Below are 21,003 nucleotides of genomic sequence, written 5' to 3'. Positions count from 1 at the left end.
TTTGGTCAATTGCAACTTGCAACCGACCAGCAATTATCTCCCTCAAGCAGAGGAGATAGAAGATGCTGGATACACTGGAACGCAACGATTCGGCTGGGTCGAGCGGTGGAGTTGAACATTTTGACGTTCTGATTGCCGGTGCCGGGATTTCCGGGATAGGCTCGGCCTATCACCTGCAACAGCAATGTTCGGGCAAAAGCTATGTTGTCCTCGATATGAAGGACACATTTGGCGGGACTTGGGAAACGCACAAATATCCCGGCGTCCGTTCCGACTCCGACCTCTACACATTCGGCTATCGCTTCAAGCCATGGGTGGGCGCGCCGATCGCCAGTGCGGACGAAATCCTGAAATATATGGGTGAGGTGATCGAGGAAAATAACATTGGCCCCAACATCCGTTACGGCCACCGCATCACCGGATGTTCTTGGTCGAGCGCAGACAATCGCTGGACCATAGAGGCGGTAGACAAGTCGGGAGCGACCAAGCGCTTCACCTGCAACTTCCTCTGGATGTGCCAAGGCTATTACGACCATGAAAAGCCCTATATCCCTGATTGGGAAGGGCTGAGCGACTATAAGGGGCAATTCGTCCATGCCCAGCTGTGGGACCCGAAAACCCACTATGCCGGCAAGCGCATTTTGGTAATCGGATCGGGCGCGACTGCCGCTACTGTAGTCCCCGCCTTTGCTGAAAAGGCAGCGCATGTGACGATGCTGCAACGCTCGCCGACCTACTTCTTCTGCAGCGAAAACAAGAATGAACTGGCAGATCGTCTGCGCGAAATCGGCATCGATGAACCCACCATCCACCGCGTGGTGCGTGCACAGATCATGTATGATCAGGACATGATGACCAAGCGCTGCCAGACCGAACCCGAGGTGGTGTTCGAGGAACTGAAAGAGCTGGTCCGCGCCTTCACCGGCAAACCCGATTTCGAGTTTGAGCCGCACTTTACGCCGAAATATCGCGTGTGGCAGCAGCGGCTGGCCTTCTGCCCCAATGGTGACGTTTTCCGTGCTGCCGTGGAAGGAAAGGTCACGGTTGTCACTGACACGATCGACCGCTTCACGGAAAAAGGTGTGCGCACCAGTTCGGGCGAAGAAATCGAGGCAGACATCATCGTCGCCGCCACCGGTTTTCGCCTGTCGGTCATGGGCGACATTCCGTTCAGCGTTGATGGCAAGCCCGTCAACTGGAGCGACACCGTCACTTATCGCGGCATGATGTTCACCGGCGTTCCGAACATGGCGTGGGTGATGGGCTATTTCCGCGCCAGCTGGACATTGCGCGTCGATATGATGGGCGATTTTGTCTGCAATCTGCTCAACCATATGGACAAGGTCGGCGCCAAACGCGTCGATGTGCAGTTGCGTCCCGAAGATGCAGGGATGCCACTGGCGCCCTGGATCGAAGAGGACAATTTCAATCCGGGCTATCTGATGCGCGGGCTCGATAAAATGCCCAGGCGCGGGGACAAACCCGAATGGCGGCACAACCAGGATTATTGGGCGGAAAAAGACCAGATCCCGGCAACCGATCTGACCGGTACCGAATTCAAATATAGCTGACCGCAGACAGGACCAGAAACATGCAAATCCCAGCAAATCTCGCCCAGACCATCGTTGACTCGCGCGCTTATGCGGCGGGCGATCCGGTTGATGAAGCGTTCCGCACCATCCGCGCCGAAATGCCGCTGGCCGTGGCCGAACCCGAGGGGATGGAGCCCTTTTGGGTCGTCAGCCGCCATGCGGACATCATGACGGTCGAAAAGCAGCCGGACATTTTCCACAATGGCGATAAATCGACCTTTCTGACCCTCAAGGAAATGGAACCGATGGTGCGCTTCATCACCGGCGGTGAGCCCAATCTGGTGCGCAGCCTCGTCTCGCTCGACGGGCAGGAGCATAAGGATCTGCGTGCAGTCGTCTTTCCGTCGGTCACGCCCAAGGCGCTGCGCGGGCTGGAGGACGATATCCGCAAGATTGCAAAATCCTTCGTCGCCGAAATGCTCGAAAAAGCACCTGAATGCGATTTTGCGAGCGATGTGGCGTTCCTCTATCCATTGCGCGTCATCATGACCGTGCTGGGCGTTCCGCAAGAGGATGAGCCGTTCATGCTCAAGCTAACGCAGGAATTGTTCAGCAGTGCTGACCCGGAACTGAATCGCGACAAGAAGGAAGTGAATCCAGCCGAAGCGCTCGATGGGCTGCGCCGGACGATGGAAGATCTGGAAGCCTATTTCGGTGTGATGACCGAGAAGTTCCGGGCCAACCCGACCGACCAGGTCAACAGCCTGATCGCCAATGCCAAGGTCAATGGCGAATATCTGAATCGCCGCCAGTTGATGGGCTATTACATTATCGCCGCTACCGCCGGGCACGACACTACCTCAAACACCACGGCAGGCGCCATGTGGGCCTTGGCTGAGCGTCCGCATCTGTTCGAGCAGTTGAAAGCCGATCCGGGCAAGGTGAATGCCTTTGTCGAAGAATCGATCCGCTGGGTCGTTCCGGTGAAGCATTTCATGCGCAGCGCGACTCAGGATACCGAAGTGTCGGGGCAGAAGATCAAGGCTGGTGACTGGATGATGCTATCCTATCAATCTGCCAACCGCGACGAGGCGGTGTTCGACGATCCGTTCGACTATCGCATTGACCGCGAACCCAACCGGCAGATCGCTTTCGGCTATGGCGCGCATGTCTGCCTTGGCCAGCATCTCGCGCGCATGGAGATGCGGATTTTGTGGGAAGAATTGTTCCCGCATTTGAAATCCATCGAACTGGCCGGCACGCCGCAGCGGACGATTTCGAACTTCGTCTGCGGGCCAAAGCATGTACCTGTCCGCTTCACGCTGAACTGAGATGGCAGAGCAGTTCAAACGCTACCGCTGCACTTATTGCGGGCAGGAATATGACGAGGCCGAAGGCTGGCCTGATGACGGCATCGCGCCGGGAACCCGTTGGGAAGATGTGTCCGACGACTGGTATTGCCCGACATGCGGTGCGGAAAAAGCCGATTTCGAAATGGTCGAAATCGGCTGAAAGTCTTCAATTCAGGTCAAGGCCAAAGCCATTCTCCAACAGTGGCCGACCACGGGGTCGACCGCAGCTTTTTCCGCCCCCTCTAGCGCCGCATAGCGCGCACGCAGGTCTGCAAGGCATTTCACCTGATATTTGAACGTGCCCTGTTCATAGGGCAGGCCTATCGCGGTCATCGAGAATGTTTCCGCTCCGTTTTCAAATGCTGCTGCATTGGCGAGCAGGAAGGGCGCATAGACTTCGCCCGATATGCGAACCAGTTCCGCAACCACGGGTGCGATTTCATCCTCCCATTCGCCTTCGACGCCGGACATGTCATCGACATGCGCCAGCCAGCGATAGCTGTAAGGGAATTCCGCACGCATCATCGCTTGCGGGGTCGGGTCGGTGCCCAATTGCGATAGCTGCCCATAGATCGAAAATTCGGCGAGGCTGGGCCGGGTTCCAAACAGGCTGTGCCGGTTCACCACATGTGCCTCGAGTGCTGCGAGCACGGCCTTGGTGCTTGCCTCTATCAGCGGAAAGTTTTCACGGGTGCAGCCGACAATCGCCATGCGCCCCACCTGCCGCGAGCGAAACGCCTCAGCAAAGCCCTGACTGGTCTGGAGCCCGCCGCCTTTGAGATTATCGAACGCCAGCCAACGGCTCATCTGCACCTGGTCGACCTCTTCCAGCCAACGATAGCCGAACATGGCCTTGGTCAGCCATTCGTCAGCAAAATCCTCCAGCAGGTGCGCGAGAAAGGCGTGGGCGGGGGAAGGCGGAACCACCGAGCGATCTGCATGCCGCGCCTCAAGATCATAGACCAATGGTGTGGAATCATTGGCGAAATGTCCGTCGGGATATTGTAGCACCGGAATGACCGGCGCCTTCACCTGCTGCAACGCATCGCGCGCCGCCGTGCCATCCTTCCAGATGTGCGCAATCCGGCGATAGCGCAGCAAGGCGCGCATCTTCATCGAATAAGGGGATCCGAGCGCGCCGTAGAGTGTATACATCGGGCCTATCCTTGGCGGCGGGCGGTTGGGTCAGCCGGCCACCAAGGTGTTGCGGGCGTGTCGCTCGATACCTTGCTCGGAAAATTGGGTGCACGCTTTTCGAGGAAGGCGGAGACGCCTTCATGAACATCGGCACCCTTACCCAATGCAATGTTGAGCGGTGCATCGACCGAGAGCGCGCCCGATGGATCAGCATCGGTTGAAAAGCGCCACAAGAGTCGACGGGTGAGCGCGATGGCCACCGACGAGGTGTTGGTGGCGATTTCCATCGCCAATTCGCGTGCCCGATTGTCGAGCTGTTCGGCAGGGCAGGTTTCCGCCAGCAGACCTTTTTCCAGCGCTTCGCTGGCAGGAACGAGTGCACCGGTCAGGCACCATTTGAGTGCCTGGCTCAGCCCGACAATCTGCGGCAGGAACCATGCCGAACCCGCCTCTGGCACCAAACCACGGCGGGTGAAAACACAGCCGAATTTGGCATTGTCCGCAGCGATGCGTATGTCGCAGGGCAAAGTGAGCGTCAGCCCGACGCCAGCGGCCGAGCCGTTAAAAGCCACGATGGAGGGCTTGCGGCAGTTCATGATTGCAGCGATAAAATTGGCGTTGCGGCCTTCACTGCGCCCGCCGAAATTCTTCGCGCCTTCGCCACTCTCGGTATCGAATGAGCCTGCACCAGCCGAGACATCGGCTCCTGCACAAAACACACGGCCCAATGCGCTGAGGATGACAACCCGGATCGAATCCTCGCTATCGGCATGGTCAAAGGCCGCTGCCAGTTCCGCGCCCATTGTCGCGGTATAGGCATTCATGGCTTCGGGTCGGTTGATGCGGACCCATAGGATCGGTCCTTCTTGCTCAACCACCAGCGTGCTGTATTCGGTCATGGGTTCAAGCCTCCATGATTTTGACGGGCATGGCGGTGAAGCCGTGGAGGAACGGGCTGGCCAGCCGCGTCGGTTTGCCCTGCGGTACCACTGGTCCGGGCAGTTTCAGCATCTGATCTATGACAGCGTGCAGCTGCACTTCGGCCAGTCGCGCGCCCACGCAGCGGTGGATGCCATGGCCAAAGCCGACATGGCGGCGGGCATTGTCGCGCCCGACATCGAAGCGCTCCGCATCGGGAAACACCCGCTCGTCACGGTTGGCGGAGATATACCACATCACCACCTTTTCTCCTTTGCCAATGCGTTGGCCGGCCAGTTCGGTGTCCTTCAGTGCCGTGCGCCGCATATGCGTGACCGGGGATTGCCAGCGAATGATTTCCTGCGCCGCATTGGGGGTCAGTGAGGGGTCAGCACGCAGCCGTTCCATCTCGCCGGGATATTTGTCGAACGCCTCGACCAGCGCCGACATGGAGTTGCGCGTGGTATCGTTCCCGCCAACAATCAGCAGCGCGATATTGGCGATCCGCTCCATCGCGTCCATATTGCCCATCGCTTCCGAATGGACCATGCGGCTCAACAGATCATCGGTGGGCGGCTTGGTGCGGCGATCCTCCAGCTCACGGTCAAAGCGGGCCAGCATCTCGCCCATCTGGACCAGAAATTGGGCGCGATATTCCTCGTTCAGATTTTCCTCCGAAACGCCGCTGGCCCAATCCGACCAGCGCTTGATGTCACGCCACTCCTCGAACGGCATATCGAAAAGGATGCACAGCATTCCCAGAGTGAGCGGAAGCGAAACGCGCTCGACCCAGTCAAATTCCTCGCCGCGTGGCAGTTCGGAAAACAGCTTTTCGGTCCGTTCGCGCACCAGTTTTTCCAGCTTGAGTATCTGGCTCGGGCTGAATGCCGGGGCGATGACCTTGCGTTGCGCAGTGTGGATCGGCGGGTCCTGCGCGATAAAATTCGGAAAACCTTCCCCGTTCACCGCTTCGGCGATGGTGATGTTGCCCATGTCCCAGCGTGAGCTGAAGACATCGTGGCGCAGTTCGACTTCCTGCACCAGATCATGTGTCACCACCGACCAATAGGCGCCGAAGGGGCTTTCCGGGCGCCAACTGAGCGGCATTTCCGCGCGCAATTTGGCGAAGGGCTCCCGCCATTGGTCTTCGGTGTAGATCGCGTTTGCGCTCACTTCGAACGGATTGATCGGGCGCGTGTCTGCTATTGTTGCCATGGTTCAAGCCTCCTCCAACTGGCGCGCGGTGACCGGCAGAGCATTGCCCTTGGCTGCCGCACGTTTCGCACCCTTTTCCAGTTCCTTGTTCAATGCACGGACATAATGGTCGAAATCGAGCTGGATGGTATGCCGCCGCGCTGCGTAATATTGGCCGGTGTAATAATCTTCATCAGCCGTGATGATGCGCCGCATTTCATCTTCCGACGGCGGCGCATATTTGCCGGCGAGATAGGCCGCGACCAGTTTGGATTGCTGCTCGGCAAAGTTGACCAATGTCGGCAGCGGCTGTGCAAGGCCCATATAGAAAAGATCGGGAACCCCGGGCTTCATGATGCGTTTGAACAAGGGCGGCGGGCGGTTATCGCTGTCGGCAGTGAAGGCCGGATCGTCGAAGAAGGGGAAGCTGATGTCATAGCCTGTTGCCCAGACAATGATGTCGATCTTCTCGCGGCTGCCATCTGTGAAGACGACGCCATCGCCGTCCAGCCGTTCGACCGCGGGCTTCATGTTGATGTCGCCGGAGCCAGCGCGGACGAGGAATTCGCCCGATACCGTGCCATGGCTCTCGAACGGACCGATTTCGGGCTCTGGCAGGCCATAGTCGCTCATCTTGCCGACCAGCTTCCTTACCATCCGTCCGCCGAGCCATTGGCGCAGACCTTTGGGCATCCAGGCTGGAGCCGGGTTTTTGTCAAGCGGCTGGCCCTGATAATATTTGGGGAAAATCCAGACGCCGCGGCGGGTGGAAACAAACAGCTTGTCCGCCATCGGCCGCTGTGAAAGCTCGCTAGCAATGTCCATGGCGCTGTTGCCCATGCCGACGACGAGAACGCGTTTGCCGATGCAGTCTACCGGCTCGAAGGGCGTGCGATATTGGTGCGAGTGGATTTGCGCGCCATCGAAATGGCCTGGATATTCAGGGATGCGGGCCGCCCAATGGTGTCCGTTAGCGACCGCCAAAACATCGTAATGTTTTGTCTCTCCAGTCGAAAGCGTCACATCCCAGCCGCCACTGTCGCGCCGTTTTGCCTTTTCGACGCGGGTGTTGAAGTGGATATTCGGACGCAAGCCGAAATGGTCGACATAGTCGTGGAAATATTGGAGCAACTGCGAATGGTGCGGATAATCGGGCCAGTTTGCGGGAACCGGATAATCTTCAAAAGCCAGCCGCCATTTCGACGTATCGATATGCAGGCTCTGGTAACAGGCCGACATGCCGTTAGGGTTGTTGTAATACCAGGTGCCGCCAATATCGTCCGACGCTTCGAAAATGTCGAACGGGATGCCATAGTCTTTCAGTCGTTTTGCTGTCGTAAAGCCGGAACAACCGGCACCGATGATACACACCTTCGGCAGGTTCATGTCGATCTCTCCTCCCCGCCTGTGCGGGCTCCGGAAACGACTATGTTTAATCGTGCGATTAAAGTCTAGCCCCTAAGGCGATTTCCTGCCCTGTCGTGTTTCACCAACCTGCTGTAGAAGACGGTTTGGGGCGGTTGATACGGAGCAAGAAATGTCGAATGTAAAAGCCGCTTTAGCGATGGGTTATGTTATCGTCGCCTTGATATCGTTTAATCCAGCAAACGCTCAACCTCTGCTGGGTCCAACCAAGGAAGATCGCGACAGCCTGACCCTTGGGCTTGGTGGCGGGATCGCGCCCGAGTATGAAGGTGCCAGCGACTACGGTTTCCAGCCTGGTGGGGTTATTCAGGGGAAAGTAGACGGTTTCGAATTTCAGGTGCGCGGGCCTAACATCTATGTCGATCTTGTGCGCGATTCTGCCGATAGCCGGTGGAACGTAATCGCAGGACCAGTTGCGCAATTGCGCAGTGACCGCACAAGCCGCAGCGATCTAGACGACCCGCGCGTTGCATTGCTCGGCACACGCAAAACCGCCGTCGAATTGGGTGGCTATGTCGGGATCGGTAAAAAGGGCTTCCTGATTCCGCCCGCCTCACTGACTTTTGATCTGGCCTTTGTGCACGATGTTGCAGGCGCGCATGACAGTTACATCCTGACACCCGGTGTTTCGCTTTCCAGCCCGGTGTCGCAACGCGCCTTTGCCCGAATCGGAGTTTCCGCAGACTATGTTGGTGACGGATATGGCCGCACCTATTTCGATGTCCCTGCCTTGGCTCAGCCCGGAGCGCTTCCGGCCTATTCCACAGATGGCGGCGGTTTCAAAAATGTCGGTTCAACATTACTGCTGACCCATGATCTGGGCGGCGACAATCGCAAGGGGTGGGGCCTGTTCGCGCTTGGCGGTTACAAGCGCCTGCTCGGCCAATATGCGCGCAGCCCGATAGTGCGTGATGTCGGCGATGCCGACCAGTTTCTGGCGGTCGCCGGGATTGCTTACAGTTTTTAACCGGTCGAAGCCGGACCTTTAAAACCCGCCTGCACCCTGCGTTTTGTTCACTGTTACTTCCATGAACTGGGGCTTGGTCGTTGGCGGATTGAGCAGGACGACATTGCTGCTCTTCCCGTTTGGTCCGGTATCGATCTTCATCCCGGCCGCAGCAAGTGCATAAGGGGATGCGCGATGCCGTGTGCACAAGCCGCCGGCACCGTCGCTGACCAACGGCGTTTCAAATTCGACCGCGAAGGTGGCGTCATGCGAACGATTGACGGTGCAGACAACCAGCTGCCCACCGCCAAGGTCGAGCACCAAATCGGTGCCGACGGAAACGCCAACCAGCCCTTCGATCCGTGCGCCAGTCTTTGAGAGATCGCGCATCAAAGCGTCATAACGATGGTCATCATGGATCACGCCAATCCGGCGGAATACTGAACGCCGTTCGCCCCGATGACGATCCGGGCCGTCGGGCTCGATACGGAATTCGCCCGATTTCATGCGCTCTACAATCGTGTCCTGGGTCAGGGCCTTGGAATAGATCCAGCCCTGAATATAGCGGGCACCTTTGGATTTGACGACATCAAGCTGATCGAATGCTTCGACACCTTCGACAGTGACTTCCATACCCAACGCCTCGGACAGACCGATGATGGCGGCGATGATTTTATCGCTATTCTGGTCCTTCAAGGTGCAACTGTCGACGAAACTGCGGTCAACTTTCAGTTTGTCGAACGGTGCAGAACGCAAATAGCTGAGCGATGAATAGCCGGTTCCGAAATCGTCAAGTGCAAGGCGAACTCCCAGTTTTTTGAGCGTCCGGAAGGTTTCCTCGACAGTCTCGCTGTCGCCCATGAAAACGCTTTCAGTCAGCTCGAGTTCAAGGCGACCGGGTTCCAGTCCCGAGACCTGCAGCGCCTGCGTCACGGTGTCGGCAAATTCGCTATGGGTGAACTGGGCGGCGGACACATTCACGGCGACCCGGACGGACTCCGGCCACGCAAGCGCATCGACGCATGCCTTGTTTAGCGCCCATTCGCCAAGTTTCAGGATCAAGTCTGATTCTTCCGCGATGGGAATGAAGACATTCGGGCCGATATAGCCGCGCTCCGGATGGGTCCAGCGCATCAGCGCTTCAAATACCACAACCATATTGTCGTCGGTGCGAACGATCGGCTGATAATGCAGTTCCAGTTTCTCTTCCGCGAGTGCAACGCGCAAATCCTCCTCGATGATGCGCCGCTCTTCGGCTTCATCCTTCAGGTCTGCGGAATAGAAACGGAACTGGCCGCGCCCGCCATTTTTTGAGGCGTAGAGCGCCAGATCCGAATTGTGTATCAAATCATCCTTATGGACTCCGTCATAAGGGGAAATGGCGATCCCGACCGAGGTGCCGATCGTCGCGCGCTTATCTTCGATGATATAAGGCTGTGACACCACCTGAATGATCTTGCCCGCAAGTTCGCCTAGTTTGCCGCGATCATCAATGTCGGGCAGTATCACCTGGAATTCGTCACCGCCCAGACGCCCGACTTCCCCGCGATGGCCGACCACGCGTTGCAACCGTTTGGCAACCTGTTTCAGCAGATCATCGCCTACCGGATGGCCGAAAGTGTCGTTAACCTGTTTGAACCGATCCAGATCGAGCATCATCAGAGCACAGGAACGGTTCGTAGCCTTGTAGGAAGCCAATATGGATTCCAGCCGTTTGTTCATCCTGTGGCGGTTGGCGAGCCCGGTGAGGGAATCATATTCGGCCAACCGAGAGTCTTCCAACTGCCGTTCATATTCAGTGGTGATATCTTTCGCGCTACCACGATAGCCGTGAAATCCGCCGGATTTGTCGAATTTCGGATGCCCTGAAAGCGACCACCAGGTCTGGCGGCCTTCATGTTTGGAGCGGCCGACCGTTAGTCGGACGGTCTGGTCAACAAGCTTGTTGCGCGCCGTCAGCTGGAAATTGAGCGGCCTTGCGGTCGAGCCGCCGGGACTGTCTGGGTCGGTTTCGAAAATCTCGACAAGCGGCCGGCCCAGCATTTCTTCCAACGGTTTATCAAGGCTTTCGGCGGCATTTCCGGACAGGTAGACAAGCCTGCCATCGGCATCGGTTGCCCATAGCCAGCTGATGCCCGCCTGTTCGAAGTCGTCCAGCAGTTCGAGGCGCTTTGCAGCGTCGTTCGAGCGGATCACAGAAACCGAAGCGTTGCCGTCCGCATCCTGTGCGCCCATGCCGGTCCAGCTTCGTAGAATATTTTTCACGCTATCAATCCGATCAGCTCTAATTTCACAGGGCTCTTCGACGCTTCCTCCCTGCACAATTTCTCGCATCTTTTGGTTTATATATTGCTAACTTTTTTCAAAATCTGGCGCATTGGGCCGACAGGTTCGGGACAGCGAAAATCCTGTCTATGCGCCCTTGTGGTCTTGGATATTGGCTGGCATGGCAATGACAATGCAGCAGAGTTTCACGATATATCCGTTCAATCCTCCTGGTGACGTAGCCAAGCTGCGTGACGAGGTGCGTCGCTTTCTGGCGCAACATCAGGCCAAGCTGGGTGTCCCCAATTGCTGGGTGGTTGGCGATCCCGAATTTTCGCGTGCACTGGGTGCGGCTGGCTTTCTTGGCATGATCCTGCCCAAAGAAGTGGGCGGGCACGCCCGGCATCCGCTTGAGCGCTATATCGTCATCGAAGAGTTGCTGGCGGCAGGTGCGCCGGTTGGTGCACACTGGATTGCAGATCGGCAGACTGCCCCCCTCATCCTCCGTTATGGAAGCGACGAGGCGAAGGCCGCCTATTTGCCTGGTATCTGCAAGGGAGAGATCTACACTTGCATCGGCTTGTCAGAACCCGGCGCCGGCTCCGATCTGGCAGCTGTGCGGACATCAGCGCGCCACACTGCTGAAGGATGGCGCATTTCCGGCCAGAAAATCTGGACCTCGGGCGCGCATATGAGCCATGTGATGCTGGCACTGGTGCGCAGCGAAGAGGGCAGTGAGCGCAATGCAGGCCTCTCGCAGTTCCTGATTCCGATGGATGCTCCGGGGATTACCATCCGACCGATTATTGACATGGGCGGTGATCATCATTTCAACGAAGTGTTTTTCGATGATGTGCTCCTTCCCGAATGGGCGATGGTCGGGACGCGCGGGCAGGGATGGGCGCAGGCTACGGCCGAACTGGCACTCGAACGATCCGGCCCCGAACGCTATCTGTCCAGCCATGTATTGATGACCGCGCTGATCGATGCAGCAGGGCCCGATCCGGATTTGCAAATCAAGGGTTTGATAGGCGAGTTGACTGCAGAGCTGTGGACGCTGCGGCAAATGTCGCTTTCGACTGCCGCCAAGCTGGCAGCCGGTGAAGATCCGATGGTCGAGGCGTCGATGGTCAAGGATCTGGGCAACAGTTTTGAACAAAGCCTGCCGCAACGTGTGCAGTCGCTGGTCGACTGCCCGTCAACGCGTGACGATGATCTGGCGCAGTTGATGCGCGCGCTTCTCATTGCCGCACCGAGCTTCTCGCTGCGCGGCGGAACGCGGGAGATCATTCGGGGGATTATTGCGAGGGGATTAGGGCTGAGATGAGCGAACAACGCACCCTCTTATGCGACACTGCAGAGGCAGTCTTTGCCGAAGCTGTTACCGAGGGCATGGCACCGATCGAAGCCGCGGGCTTCGCCCAATTGCTCGTTTCCGAAGCCGATGGCGGCTTCGGCGGCGACTGGGGCGATGTCTTCGCCGTGTTGCGGCTGGCGGGTGCGAAGGTTCCGCAACTGCCGGTTGGCGAACTGATCGTCGACGGTGAAGTTTCACGGCCCATCGGTGCCTTCATCCGCGTGGCGCAGGCCGCAGGCGCGATGGATGCCGCGCTGGCGATGAGCATCGACTATGTGAACACGCGCCAGCAATTCGGCAAACCGCTCGGGAAATTTCAGGCGGTGCAGCAGGTATTGGCGGTTTTTGCAGTAGAGGCAGCAGCGGTGAATGTAGCCGGCGCTGCAGCGGCAACCGCACTTGACCGGGCTGCTGGCGATGCAGATAACGCCCTATTCGAAATTGCCTGCGCCAAATTGCGGACCAACAAAGCCATTGGGCACGCAACTGCAATCGCCCATCAAGTGCACGGAGCCATCGGCTTCACGCAGGAATATGACCTGCACAAGCTGACGGGGCCGTTGCTCGACTGGCGATCTGACCATGGCAACGACGCCTATTGGGCGAATGTGCTTGGAATGAAAGTTGCGAAACTGGGCGGCCCGGGTTTGTGGGCTGAAATCACAGCGCGTTAGTTGCGATGGATGCCGTAAGCACCGCTATTGCATCCGGTGCGCAAAAAGTCCCGGCTGGCGCACGTCGAAAACTTTAGAAACTGTGCATGTCAGTTTGTCTTTCTTACACGACAAACTCATGACCTGTTCGGCACGTTTTTCGGTTTGCTCTGCTGTGTAGCTGTCGCCTTTCTCATTGCGATAGCTGTAAAGAAAACCATTGCCGGTTCCCATGCTCACCTCGCATTTGGCATCGGCACCATTGTGCTTTCGGCATGCGGCCATAGCTGCATCGACAGCTTCTGGATAGGTCGCGTGGCCCGTTGCAACGAAAGACGTGCCATCATAGCCCGGCCCGTTAAGCCAAGCGACGGCACCATATTTTTTACGCAACAATGTCGCATTTTTAGGTTTGCGAATGTTGACCCATTGTCCATCGCTTTCATAGGTATCAGTCGATTTGAAAATGCCGATGGGCAGGCAACCAAGAACATAGCCTTTGCATTGTTCATCCAGCATCTTCTTCACTTTGCCTTTGCTACCGTCGGCCGCCCAATGGATGTTGCCCGTGGCGCCAAGAGCGACGCCAATATATCCGTTCACTTGCCAAATGACCTGACATCCCGATCCCATCACTTCGGTACAATGTCGCAAAGCCATATTATCGGCAGTCGCACGATTTTGGTATCGCGCCGACGCCCAAATGTCGCTCGCATCCTCATGCCAGGCGACTGCGGAATAATCGGCGCTAGCAGCGACTGGCGCGGACCCCTGTTGCGAAGCCGAATTGGGGTCGTCTTCACACATCGGCACAGATGCGACGCCATTTCCACCGGGGCTGACCCCGACCATAATCCGGCCGGGTCCTGGCCCATTGCAGGGATAGGCAAAGGCGGCGGCTGGTTCTGACGAGAATAGTACGGACAGACAAAAAACGGCGAAAGTGCAAAGAGCGATGCTCAAACGGTTTAGCATGATCATCCAGAAAATAGCGAAGTCCAGCCTTCAACATAAAGCAAAATCGCAAATCGCGCCGTCACTTTTGCGCACTAGTTCATCTTTACAATGCACAATACAGGCCCTAGTCGCGCAGGCCTTAATTCAGACATTGGAGTTTCCCCATGCGCGCCGATGCGCAAGCCCTTGTCGACCGGATCGACGCTGCACTCAACCTCGTCAAAATGTCGCTCGATTGGGATCGCGCGCTGCGCCGTTTGGATGAACTTAACGCGCGCGTTGAAGATCCGAAGCTGTGGGATAATCCGAAGCAAGCAGAAGAAGTTATGCGTGAGCGCCGCCGCCTTGATGCGGCAATCGGCACGGTGAAGGAAATCGGCGCCGATAAGGAAGGCACGGTCGAGCTGATCGAACTGGCCGAAATGGAAGGCGATGAATCGCTGGCGGATGAGGGCGTAGCTTCACTGAAGGCATTGGCCGATCGTGCGGACAAGGATAAGGTTTCGGCGCTGCTTTCTGGCGACGCTGATCCGCTCGACAGCTTCATCGAAATTCACGCAGGCGCAGGCGGCACCGAAAGCCAGGATTGGGCCGAGATGCTGTTCCGCATGTACACCCGCTGGGCGGAAAAGCGGGGGTATAAGGTCGATACGATCGAATATCAGGCAGGTGACACCGCGGGGATCAAATCGGCGACGATTCAGGTCAAGGGCGAGAACGCCTATGGCTATGCCAAGACCGAAAGCGGCGTGCACCGACTGGTGCGCATTTCGCCTTATGACAGTTCGGCGCGCCGCCACACCAGCTTCAGCTCGGTCTGGGTCTATCCGGTGATCGACGACAGTTTCGAGATCGACATCAACCCTGCCGACCTGAAAATCGATACCTATCGCGCGTCGGGTGCGGGCGGGCAGCACGTCAACACGACCGACTCCGCCGTGCGCATCACCCACGTCCCGTCGGGTATTGTTGTCGCCAGCCAGGTTGACCGCAGCCAGCACAAGAACCGCGAAATTGCGATGGGCATGTTGAAGGCGCGGATGTACGAAGCCGAAATGCGCAAACGCGAGGAAGCGGCCAGTGCCGAACATGCGGCAAAGACCGATATCGGCTGGGGCCACCAGATCCGTTCCTATGTGCTGCAACCCTATCAGATGGTGAAAGACCTGCGCACGGGCGTGACCAGCCCGACCCCATCGGATGTACTTGATGGCGACCTGGACGATTTCATCGCTGCTGCTTTGGCGCAGCGCGTGACGGGTGAGGCGGTATCGGTTGAGGATGTCGACTAGGTTGTAAGTCGGGCTAGAGGTCGGGCAATGTACTGGTGCACTTTCTACAATTGCATTGGCTATACTGTATGAGCGACACGATACGGTGGATTCGCTCCGTAATTCCGGCTTAGGCTAAGGTTTTTGACATGCATTTTAGAGCCGTGATTCTTGCGCTCTCGATTTTTGCCACTGTGGGCGCCGCCCATGCCCAATCCGCACTGGATGCACAATTGGCCAAAGCGATGAAACCGCTTGAATCCAAGGGTCAACAGCATTTGGGCAAGCCGGGCACCAAACCCCCGGGCACCAAACCCAGTGCGGCAGCAAAGCCGAGCTGGAGCGTCGACAATGATGGCAGCAAGGCGGATCAGCCATGCGGCATGACCTTCGTGGCGCGGGATAAGGTGATGGGCTATATCGGGCCTTACAAGGATTGGAAGGACAGCTATTTCTTCGTCGGTGGGCCGGAAGTGCCAGCAACGGCGAAAGTCAAAAAGGTAAAGGTCACGCTCGCGACCGGCGGTGACAGCCCGCAGACGGTAAAGGCAATGCACTTTCCGGTGAAAGACGGGGCACCTGTCATATTGTTCCAATTGACCAATTTCGCGGCTGCGCTGGATGGCATGGACGATGTCGAGAGCGTCTCAGTCACGATGAACGGTGCATCGGTTTTTGATGGCAATTGGACTGGCGGCTTTGCGGCGCGCGAAAAGGTGCGAGCCTGCTTGTTGAAGGTCAAGTGAAACCGCAAAGGCTTGGTTCGGTTTTTGGGCGGTTTGCCCGCCGGTCTTGCAGCTTTCACAGCCGGTGCCGGTCTGTAATCGAATTGGCCGCAGATTGAATCCATTGAATGGTGGCGCAGTTTAGCCAGCATCGAAAAGTCAGGTATATGAAAATGCGTAAAGTTCTCGCTCTCACCCTTCCTCTCTTGGCGTTGGCTGCTCCTGTTGAGGCGGGCAAATTTGTCACCATTGCTTCGGAACCCGATGCTGCACCCGAGCGGAGCATCTATGTTGCTGATTTCGACTTTATCGCCCGAAGTCTCGACGGAGGTGGCGATGCCAACACTATGGCGAATGCAGCTATGCAGTCGGCAAACCCGCTCGATTTTATGGAAGCGAAGACAATCTATAAGATCAATGTCTATCAAGTGATGGAAAAGGGTGGTGCCATTACAAAGGGCGGGCCAACCAATTTCATCCATTATGTGCTGGCCTTCAAATGTCGTGATCGACTGGTGAATATCGAAGCAGCGACGGCTTATGACAGGGCAGGTCGCACCCAGACGAGCAGCATTGCTGAATGGATGCCGGTGCCAGACAATTGGGTGGCCCAGGCTTATAAAATAGCCTGCAAGGCGCCAGACTGGGAAAAGGCCATGGCTAGCGCCCGCAAGATGGCCACCGATTTCCAGCAAGGCAAGAAATCCAAGAAGCCTTTATCGGACCCATTCGCGCCGCTGCAGATGCAGATGGTTGGGGACTATGCAGCCATCACCGACATGATTGATCAGATCTGGGCCAGATACTGGCCTGATGCCAAACAACCCGAATATGAAAGCACCATGTCGCCAGAAGAATTCGCCAAGCATAAGGCGAAGAGCATCGCTGCACTGGAAGCGCAGGCCAAGGAGCTTGGTGCCATGGCAAAGGATGTGGAAAATGACCTGAAAATGCAGGACAGCATGTCACGTGCCACCAATGCTGCGGAACAACGCTTCGTGCAGGAGCTTCAGGGAATGGCGGGGCGCAGCGAGGAAGAAGTTGTCGCCACTTTCGGCATTCCCAACAACCTGAACGTCAACGGCAATGTCCGGCAGCTCGACTGGTATTGGAGCGAAACCAAGCAGGAGCAAGTCCCAGTGACTGCCGATGTCATGGGCTGCAACGCCCATTTCTGCGGCAAGCAGGGTGAAGCTGTCGAATATCAGTGGCAAACGGTCCAGGTGAACTGCCGTCGCACACTCTATTTCCGCGAAGGCGGCACCCAGCCAGGCTATCGCCTGTTCGATTTCCGGGCAGGGTGTGATTGAGGGGGCTGGTTCGTGCGATTTCGCTCAGAATTGAAAAGCGTCGCGGTTTTTCTCAAACGCAGCGAAAACTTCGAACACGGTTTCAATTTGCTAAAATGCAGGGTAGGCGCAAATTAATTTTACACAGCTTTGGAATAGTCCTTTGTTGACAGCGGTATAGCGCTGTCTAACCTTCATCTTGCTGGGTTCTCCAGTATGTAGATGGGGGAAATATGAAGAATGGAAATATGGCGCACATGCTGTGCGCGACAAGCCTTTTTGCGTGTGCTTCGATTGCATCCGCACAGGCCACAGAAACCGCGCAAGCGTCTGTTGCCGATGCCACACCGATCACCATCGTCGAAACGGCAGCTCCGGCAGAAACACCGTCGCCAGATTTGGTTTTGAACAAGGGCACGCCGATCACACTCGCGGTCGCCGAAGAGGTAAACACCAGCACACATAAGGAAGGTGATACCTTCAAATTGACCGTGTTGAACGACGTGTCTGTCGGCCAGACTGTTGTCATTCCACGAGGCACTCCGGCGAGTGCCGAAATTACATGGCGGACCGGTAAGGGCGCTTTCGGTAAGTCAGGTAAAATGGAATTCGGGGTGCGGAGTGTCAACCTCAACGGTCAGCTCATACCCGTGAATGGCGAATTCCGTCAGGAAGGTGAAGGTAACACTGTAGCGACTGGCGTTGGTGTGATCGCCATTGGCGTATTCGCCGGCTTTATCACTGGCAAAAGGGCCCGGTTGCCCGTTGGCCGCGAACTGATGTCGCAACTCGCACAAAATGTCACCTTCAGTCCTGATGGCAGCCTTTCGGGCACTTTTGATTCGAAAGCCGCTATGGCTGCTGCTGAAGCGGAAACGCCATTGGGTAAGTGCAAGGTTAATGCCAAAGCTCTGCCCAACGAAAAGAAGCAGGCAAAAGCACTTGAAGAGTGCTACGCTGAACGCATGGATTGATGCAGGCTCCCCCTCCCTTTTTACGGGGAGGGGGAACTGCTATTCTAATCGCCTGGCGACGCTGCACTCCCGGCCAACAGGCCACCATCTAGATGCAACTCGCTGCCGGTCATATAGGCGGCGTCGTCGCTGGCCAGCAACAGCGCGAGGGCCGCTACTTCCTCGACCGTGCCAAAGCGCTTCAGCGGTGTATCGGCTACCATCGACGCCATCCGCTCCTCGCGGTCCGGACCGTCGCCGATCAGCGCCTCCCACATAGGAGTCAAGATCGCAGCCGGGTGGATCGAGTTGCAGCGGATGTTGAGGCCCTGCTGCGCGCAATAGAGCGCAACTGACTTGCTGTGGTTGCGGATAGCCGCCTTGGATGAGGCGTAGGCCGCAGCCGCCGGTATTCCGACCAGGCCGGAGCGCGAGGAGATATTGATGATTGAACCCTCACCCTTTGCCCGCATTGCACCGATCGCATAGCGGCACCCGAGGAAGGTACCATCCAGATTGACCGCATGTACACGGTGCCAATCGGCAAGGCTGCCATGTTCAGGATCATGTGGTCCGGGAGAATCCTCAAACCCCGTGATGCCGGCATTGTTGACGACAATGTCGATCTGGGGATGGGCGGCCGCCAAGCGGTTCCATCCCTTCTCGTCGGCGACGTCGAGATGGAAAAAGCTACAGCCGATATCATCGGCAATGCGTCGGCCATTTTCGGCATCGATATCGGCAATGATGACATCTGCGCCTTCGCGGACGAAACAACGGGCAATCGCTTCGCCAATACCGCGGGCGCCCCCGGTTACGAGGGCGGATTTATTCTGTAATTTGGGCATGGATAGTCCTGATCTAACTCGCGTCAACCCGGCCTCCGCCGGGGTCGCGGTCGGTTTTGATTACGCTGAGGGATTAACCTGCAGCGCCCCCTGCCTTTGCAGGGGCGACGAATTCGTCTTTACCCTTGAATCACCGGACTTACTCCATCAATGCTGTTCCAAACATTAGGCCGATTGTCTGGAGAGAGCAAGTGAGCGAGCATCAGGACTGGTTTCCCGCACCCGAAAGCGCAACACAGGATACGCATTGCAGCGCCGCCGAGTACGACCGCCTATATGCAGCAAGCATATCCGACCCCGACAGTTTTTGGGCCGAACAGGCGAAGCGCATCGACTGGTTCACCGCACCTTCCAGGATTGGCAACTGGTCGTACGATCCGGTTTCGATCAAATGGTATGAAGATGGCGTCCTGAACCTCTGCCACAACGCCGTCGATCGCCATGTGGCAGCAGGCAAGGGCGATGCGATCGCTTTCATCTTCGAACCCGATGAGCCATCAAAGCCCGCGCGCAAGGTCAGCTATGCCGCGTTGCAGGCCGAGGTAATCCGCATGGCCAACACGCTCAAGAAGATGGGCGTGACCAAGGGTGACCGGGTTACCATCTATATGCCGATGGTGGTCGAGGGCGCGGTCGCGATGCTGGCCTGTGCGCGCATCGGGGCGGTTCATTCGGTGGTTTTTGGTGGCTTCTCACCCGAGGCTTTGGCTGGACGCATCGAGGATTGCGCCAGCCGTTTCGTCATCTGCGCCGACAGCGGCGTGCGTGGCGGCAAGCATGTGCCGCTGAAGTCCAATGTCGATGCCGCGCTGGAACGCGTGGCGGGTGTGGAGGGCGTGCTGGTGATCGAACATACCGGCGATCCCTGCAACATGACTCCGCATCGCGACCATTGGTACCATGAATATGGCGCAGATGTGCCCGCCGACTGCCCCTGCGAGCCGATGAATGCGGAAGACCCGCTGTTCATTCTCTACACCTCGGGCAGCACCGGAAAGCCGAAGGGGGTGCTGCACACCACGGGCGGCTATTCTGTCTGGACCGCAACCACCTTCCATTATGTGTTCGATTACAGACCCGGCGAAGTCTTCTTCTGCTCCGCCGATATCGGCTGGGTGACCGGGCACAGCTATGTCGTTTATGGCCCGCTGCAAAATGGCGCGACCAGCCTGATTTTCGAAGGCATCCCCAGCTATCCTGACAATGGCCGCTTCTGGGATATTGTTGACCGGCATCAGGTGAACATCTTCTACACCGCGCCGACAGCGCTGCGCGCGCTGATGCGCGATGGCGATGCGCCGGTGCAGGCGCGCAGCCGCAAATCGCTGCGCTTGCTTGGCACGGTGGGAGAGCCGATCAACCCTGAGGCCTGGCGCTGGTACCATGCGACAGTGGGTGAGGGGAAACTGCCCATCGTCGACACCTGGTGGCAGACCGAAACCGGTGGCACGATGATCACCACACTGCCCGGTGCCCACGGCATGAAACCGGGTAGCGCAGGACGCCCCTTCTTCAGCATCCGCCCGCAGCTCGTCGATGCCGAGGGGCAGGTGATTGCAGATGAAGGCGATACGCGCGGCGATGTGTCGGGCAATTTGTGCATCACGCACAGCTGGCCGGGGCAGGCGCGCACAGTTTATGGCGATCATGAGCGTTTCGAGCAGACCTATTTCTCGACCTATAAGGGCAAATATTTCACCGGTGATGGCTGCCGCCGCGATGGTGATGGCTATTGGTGGATCACCGGGCGCGTCGACGATGTCATCAACGTTTCCGGCCACCGTATGGGCACCGCCGAGGTCGAAAGCGCGCTGGTGTTGCACGACAAGGTGGCCGAGGCCGCCGTCGTCGGCTTCCCGCACGAGATCAAGGGGCAGGGCATATATTGCTATGTCACGCTGAATGCCGGCGAGGAGCCGAGTTCCGAGCTGGAGAGCGAATTGCGGATGCAGGTGCGTCAGGAAATCGGCCCGATCGCTTCGCCCGACCATATCCACTTCACCCCCGCTCTGCCGAAGACCCGCAGCGGCAAGATCATGCGCCGCATCCTGCGAAAAATTGCGGAAAATGAATTCGGGGCGTTGGGGGATACCTCGACTTTGGCTGATCCCAGTGTCGTCGACAGCCTGATTGAGGGACGTCGGAATCGCTAAGGAACTAGCTGCTTGTCGATAGCCTTAG

The 21,003-nt window shown here is 57.5% G+C and carries 18 protein-coding genes; 11 read left to right on the top strand and 7 right to left on the bottom strand.

What is annotated here, in order from left to right:
• Positions 1–62 precede the first annotated feature (62 nt).
• Genes PKC81_RS08460 through PKC81_RS08450 form a run of 3 tightly spaced genes read left to right on the top strand, consistent with a single transcriptional unit; the run spans position 63 to position 3,044 of the window.
• Entirely contained in the window at positions 63–1,571 is a 1,509-nt protein-coding gene (locus PKC81_RS08460) for an NAD(P)/FAD-dependent oxidoreductase (protein ID WP_324335032.1), read from the top strand.
• 20 nt (positions 1,572–1,591) lie between these two features.
• The gene (locus PKC81_RS08455; RefSeq protein ID WP_324335030.1) at positions 1,592–2,863 is read left to right on the top strand and encodes a cytochrome P450; all 1,272 of its coding nucleotides are present in this window, start codon (positions 1,592–1,594) and stop codon (positions 2,861–2,863) included.
• A 1-nt stretch (position 2,864) separates the two neighbouring features.
• Positions 2,865–3,044, top strand: coding sequence for a rubredoxin (locus PKC81_RS08450; RefSeq protein ID WP_324335028.1), 180 nt, complete (start codon positions 2,865–2,867; stop codon positions 3,042–3,044).
• A gap of 11 nt (positions 3,045–3,055) precedes the next feature.
• Here PKC81_RS08450 and PKC81_RS08445 read toward each other — a convergent pair whose 3' ends face one another.
• Genes PKC81_RS08445 through PKC81_RS08430 form a run of 4 tightly spaced genes read right to left on the bottom strand, consistent with a single transcriptional unit; the run spans position 3,056 to position 7,519 of the window.
• Entirely contained in the window at positions 3,056–4,039 is a 984-nt protein-coding gene (locus PKC81_RS08445) for a glutathione S-transferase N-terminal domain-containing protein (protein ID WP_324335026.1), read from the bottom strand.
• 5 nt (positions 4,040–4,044) lie between these two features.
• Complete coding sequence (locus PKC81_RS08440) at positions 4,045–4,920, bottom strand: enoyl-CoA hydratase-related protein (protein WP_324335024.1); 876 nt, start codon at positions 4,918–4,920, stop codon at positions 4,045–4,047.
• 4 nt (positions 4,921–4,924) lie between these two features.
• Positions 4,925–6,154: a cytochrome P450 gene (locus tag PKC81_RS08435; RefSeq protein WP_324335022.1), complete on the bottom strand. Its 1,230-nt coding sequence runs from the start codon at positions 6,152–6,154 to the stop codon at positions 4,925–4,927.
• A 3-nt stretch (positions 6,155–6,157) separates the two neighbouring features.
• The gene (locus PKC81_RS08430; RefSeq protein WP_324335020.1) at positions 6,158–7,519 is read right to left on the bottom strand and encodes an NAD(P)-binding domain-containing protein; all 1,362 of its coding nucleotides are present in this window, start codon (positions 7,517–7,519) and stop codon (positions 6,158–6,160) included.
• 151 nt (positions 7,520–7,670) lie between these two features.
• Between PKC81_RS08430 and PKC81_RS08425 the strand changes: the two genes are divergently transcribed.
• Complete coding sequence (locus PKC81_RS08425) at positions 7,671–8,525, top strand: MipA/OmpV family protein (RefSeq protein ID WP_324335018.1); 855 nt, start codon at positions 7,671–7,673, stop codon at positions 8,523–8,525.
• 18 nt (positions 8,526–8,543) lie between these two features.
• Here the strand turns inward: PKC81_RS08425 and PKC81_RS08420 are convergent, their stop codons facing one another.
• Positions 8,544–10,769 carry an EAL domain-containing protein gene (locus PKC81_RS08420; protein ID WP_324335016.1) on the bottom strand — a complete coding sequence of 742 codons (2,226 nt, stop codon included), beginning with the start codon at positions 10,767–10,769 and terminating at the stop codon, positions 8,544–8,546.
• 193 nt (positions 10,770–10,962) lie between these two features.
• On the opposite strand from PKC81_RS08420, the gene PKC81_RS08415 reads away from it, so the two are divergent.
• Positions 10,963–12,096: an acyl-CoA dehydrogenase family protein gene (locus PKC81_RS08415; protein ID WP_324335014.1), complete on the top strand. Its 1,134-nt coding sequence runs from the start codon at positions 10,963–10,965 to the stop codon at positions 12,094–12,096.
• The gene (locus PKC81_RS08410; RefSeq protein WP_324335012.1) at positions 12,093–12,800 is read left to right on the top strand and encodes an acyl-CoA dehydrogenase family protein; all 708 of its coding nucleotides are present in this window, start codon (positions 12,093–12,095) and stop codon (positions 12,798–12,800) included. Before PKC81_RS08415 ends, PKC81_RS08410 begins: the two co-directional genes overlap by 4 nt.
• Before the next feature lie 24 nt (positions 12,801–12,824).
• On the opposite strand, the gene PKC81_RS08405 is transcribed toward PKC81_RS08410, so the two are convergent.
• Positions 12,825–13,631 (bottom strand): DUF4189 domain-containing protein, encoded by an 807-nt coding sequence (locus PKC81_RS08405; protein ID WP_324335010.1) that lies wholly within the window; start codon positions 13,629–13,631, stop codon positions 12,825–12,827.
• A 269-nt stretch (positions 13,632–13,900) separates the two neighbouring features.
• Here PKC81_RS08405 and prfB point away from each other — a divergent pair, with 269 nt between their 5' ends.
• The 4 genes from prfB (at position 13,901) to PKC81_RS08385 (ending at position 17,995) form a co-directional block, all read left to right on the top strand.
• The gene (gene prfB / locus PKC81_RS08400; protein WP_324335009.1) at positions 13,901–15,028 is read left to right on the top strand and encodes a peptide chain release factor 2; all 1,128 of its coding nucleotides are present in this window, start codon (positions 13,901–13,903) and stop codon (positions 15,026–15,028) included.
• Positions 15,029–15,156: 128 nt separating this feature from the next.
• Positions 15,157–15,753, top strand: coding sequence for a hypothetical protein (locus PKC81_RS08395; RefSeq protein WP_324335007.1), 597 nt, complete (start codon positions 15,157–15,159; stop codon positions 15,751–15,753).
• Between the two features lie 152 nt (positions 15,754–15,905).
• On the top strand, positions 15,906–17,042 hold the full coding sequence (locus PKC81_RS08390; RefSeq protein WP_324335006.1) for a hypothetical protein: 1,137 nt from the start codon (positions 15,906–15,908) through the stop codon (positions 17,040–17,042).
• Between the two features lie 212 nt (positions 17,043–17,254).
• The gene (locus tag PKC81_RS08385) at positions 17,255–17,995 is read left to right on the top strand and encodes a hypothetical protein (protein WP_324335004.1); all 741 of its coding nucleotides are present in this window, start codon (positions 17,255–17,257) and stop codon (positions 17,993–17,995) included.
• 44 nt (positions 17,996–18,039) lie between these two features.
• Here the strand turns inward: PKC81_RS08385 and PKC81_RS08380 are convergent, their stop codons facing one another.
• The gene (locus tag PKC81_RS08380) at positions 18,040–18,822 is read right to left on the bottom strand and encodes an SDR family oxidoreductase (RefSeq protein ID WP_324335002.1); all 783 of its coding nucleotides are present in this window, start codon (positions 18,820–18,822) and stop codon (positions 18,040–18,042) included.
• 191 nt (positions 18,823–19,013) lie between these two features.
• On the opposite strand from PKC81_RS08380, the gene acs reads away from it, so the two are divergent.
• Positions 19,014–20,975: an acetate--CoA ligase gene (gene acs / locus PKC81_RS08375; RefSeq protein ID WP_324335000.1), complete on the top strand. Its 1,962-nt coding sequence runs from the start codon at positions 19,014–19,016 to the stop codon at positions 20,973–20,975.
• Positions 20,976–21,003 lie beyond the last annotated feature (28 nt).

This window comes from Sphingorhabdus sp. (assembly GCF_035329025.1).
Lineage (GTDB): Bacteria > Pseudomonadota > Alphaproteobacteria > Sphingomonadales > Sphingomonadaceae > Sphingorhabdus_B.
This window is presented reverse-complemented; position numbering and strand designations above follow the sequence as displayed.

What these genes read in the sequence shown, in the direction of transcription:
- PKC81_RS08395 (WP_324335007.1), top strand. Translation starts at nt 15,157, where the DNA reads ATGCATTTTAGAGCCGTGATTCTTGCGCTCTCGATTTTTGCCACTGTG.
- prfB (WP_324335009.1), top strand. Translation starts at nt 13,901, where the DNA reads ATGCGCGCCGATGCGCAAGCCCTTGTCGACCGGATCGACGCTGCACTC.
- PKC81_RS08455 (WP_324335030.1), top strand. Translation starts at nt 1,592, where the DNA reads ATGCAAATCCCAGCAAATCTCGCCCAGACCATCGTTGACTCGCGCGCT.
- PKC81_RS08440 (WP_324335024.1), bottom strand. Translation starts at nt 4,920, where the DNA reads ATGACCGAATACAGCACGCTGGTGGTTGAGCAAGAAGGACCGATCCTA.
- PKC81_RS08390 (WP_324335006.1), top strand. Translation starts at nt 15,906, where the DNA reads ATGCGTAAAGTTCTCGCTCTCACCCTTCCTCTCTTGGCGTTGGCTGCT.
- PKC81_RS08410 (WP_324335012.1), top strand. Translation starts at nt 12,093, where the DNA reads ATGAGCGAACAACGCACCCTCTTATGCGACACTGCAGAGGCAGTCTTT.
- PKC81_RS08425 (WP_324335018.1), top strand. Translation starts at nt 7,671, where the DNA reads ATGTCGAATGTAAAAGCCGCTTTAGCGATGGGTTATGTTATCGTCGCC.
- PKC81_RS08430 (WP_324335020.1), bottom strand. Translation starts at nt 7,519, where the DNA reads ATGAACCTGCCGAAGGTGTGTATCATCGGTGCCGGTTGTTCCGGCTTT.
- PKC81_RS08385 (WP_324335004.1), top strand. Translation starts at nt 17,255, where the DNA reads ATGAAGAATGGAAATATGGCGCACATGCTGTGCGCGACAAGCCTTTTT.
- PKC81_RS08415 (WP_324335014.1), top strand. Translation starts at nt 10,963, where the DNA reads ATGCAGCAGAGTTTCACGATATATCCGTTCAATCCTCCTGGTGACGTA.
- PKC81_RS08445 (WP_324335026.1), bottom strand. Translation starts at nt 4,039, where the DNA reads ATGTATACACTCTACGGCGCGCTCGGATCCCCTTATTCGATGAAGATG.
- PKC81_RS08450 (WP_324335028.1), top strand. Translation starts at nt 2,865, where the DNA reads ATGGCAGAGCAGTTCAAACGCTACCGCTGCACTTATTGCGGGCAGGAA.
- PKC81_RS08380 (WP_324335002.1), bottom strand. Translation starts at nt 18,822, where the DNA reads ATGCCCAAATTACAGAATAAATCCGCCCTCGTAACCGGGGGCGCCCGC.
- PKC81_RS08435 (WP_324335022.1), bottom strand. Translation starts at nt 6,154, where the DNA reads ATGGCAACAATAGCAGACACGCGCCCGATCAATCCGTTCGAAGTGAGC.
- PKC81_RS08405 (WP_324335010.1), bottom strand. Translation starts at nt 13,631, where the DNA reads ATGGTCGGGGTCAGCCCCGGTGGAAATGGCGTCGCATCTGTGCCGATG.
- PKC81_RS08460 (WP_324335032.1), top strand. Translation starts at nt 63, where the DNA reads ATGCTGGATACACTGGAACGCAACGATTCGGCTGGGTCGAGCGGTGGA.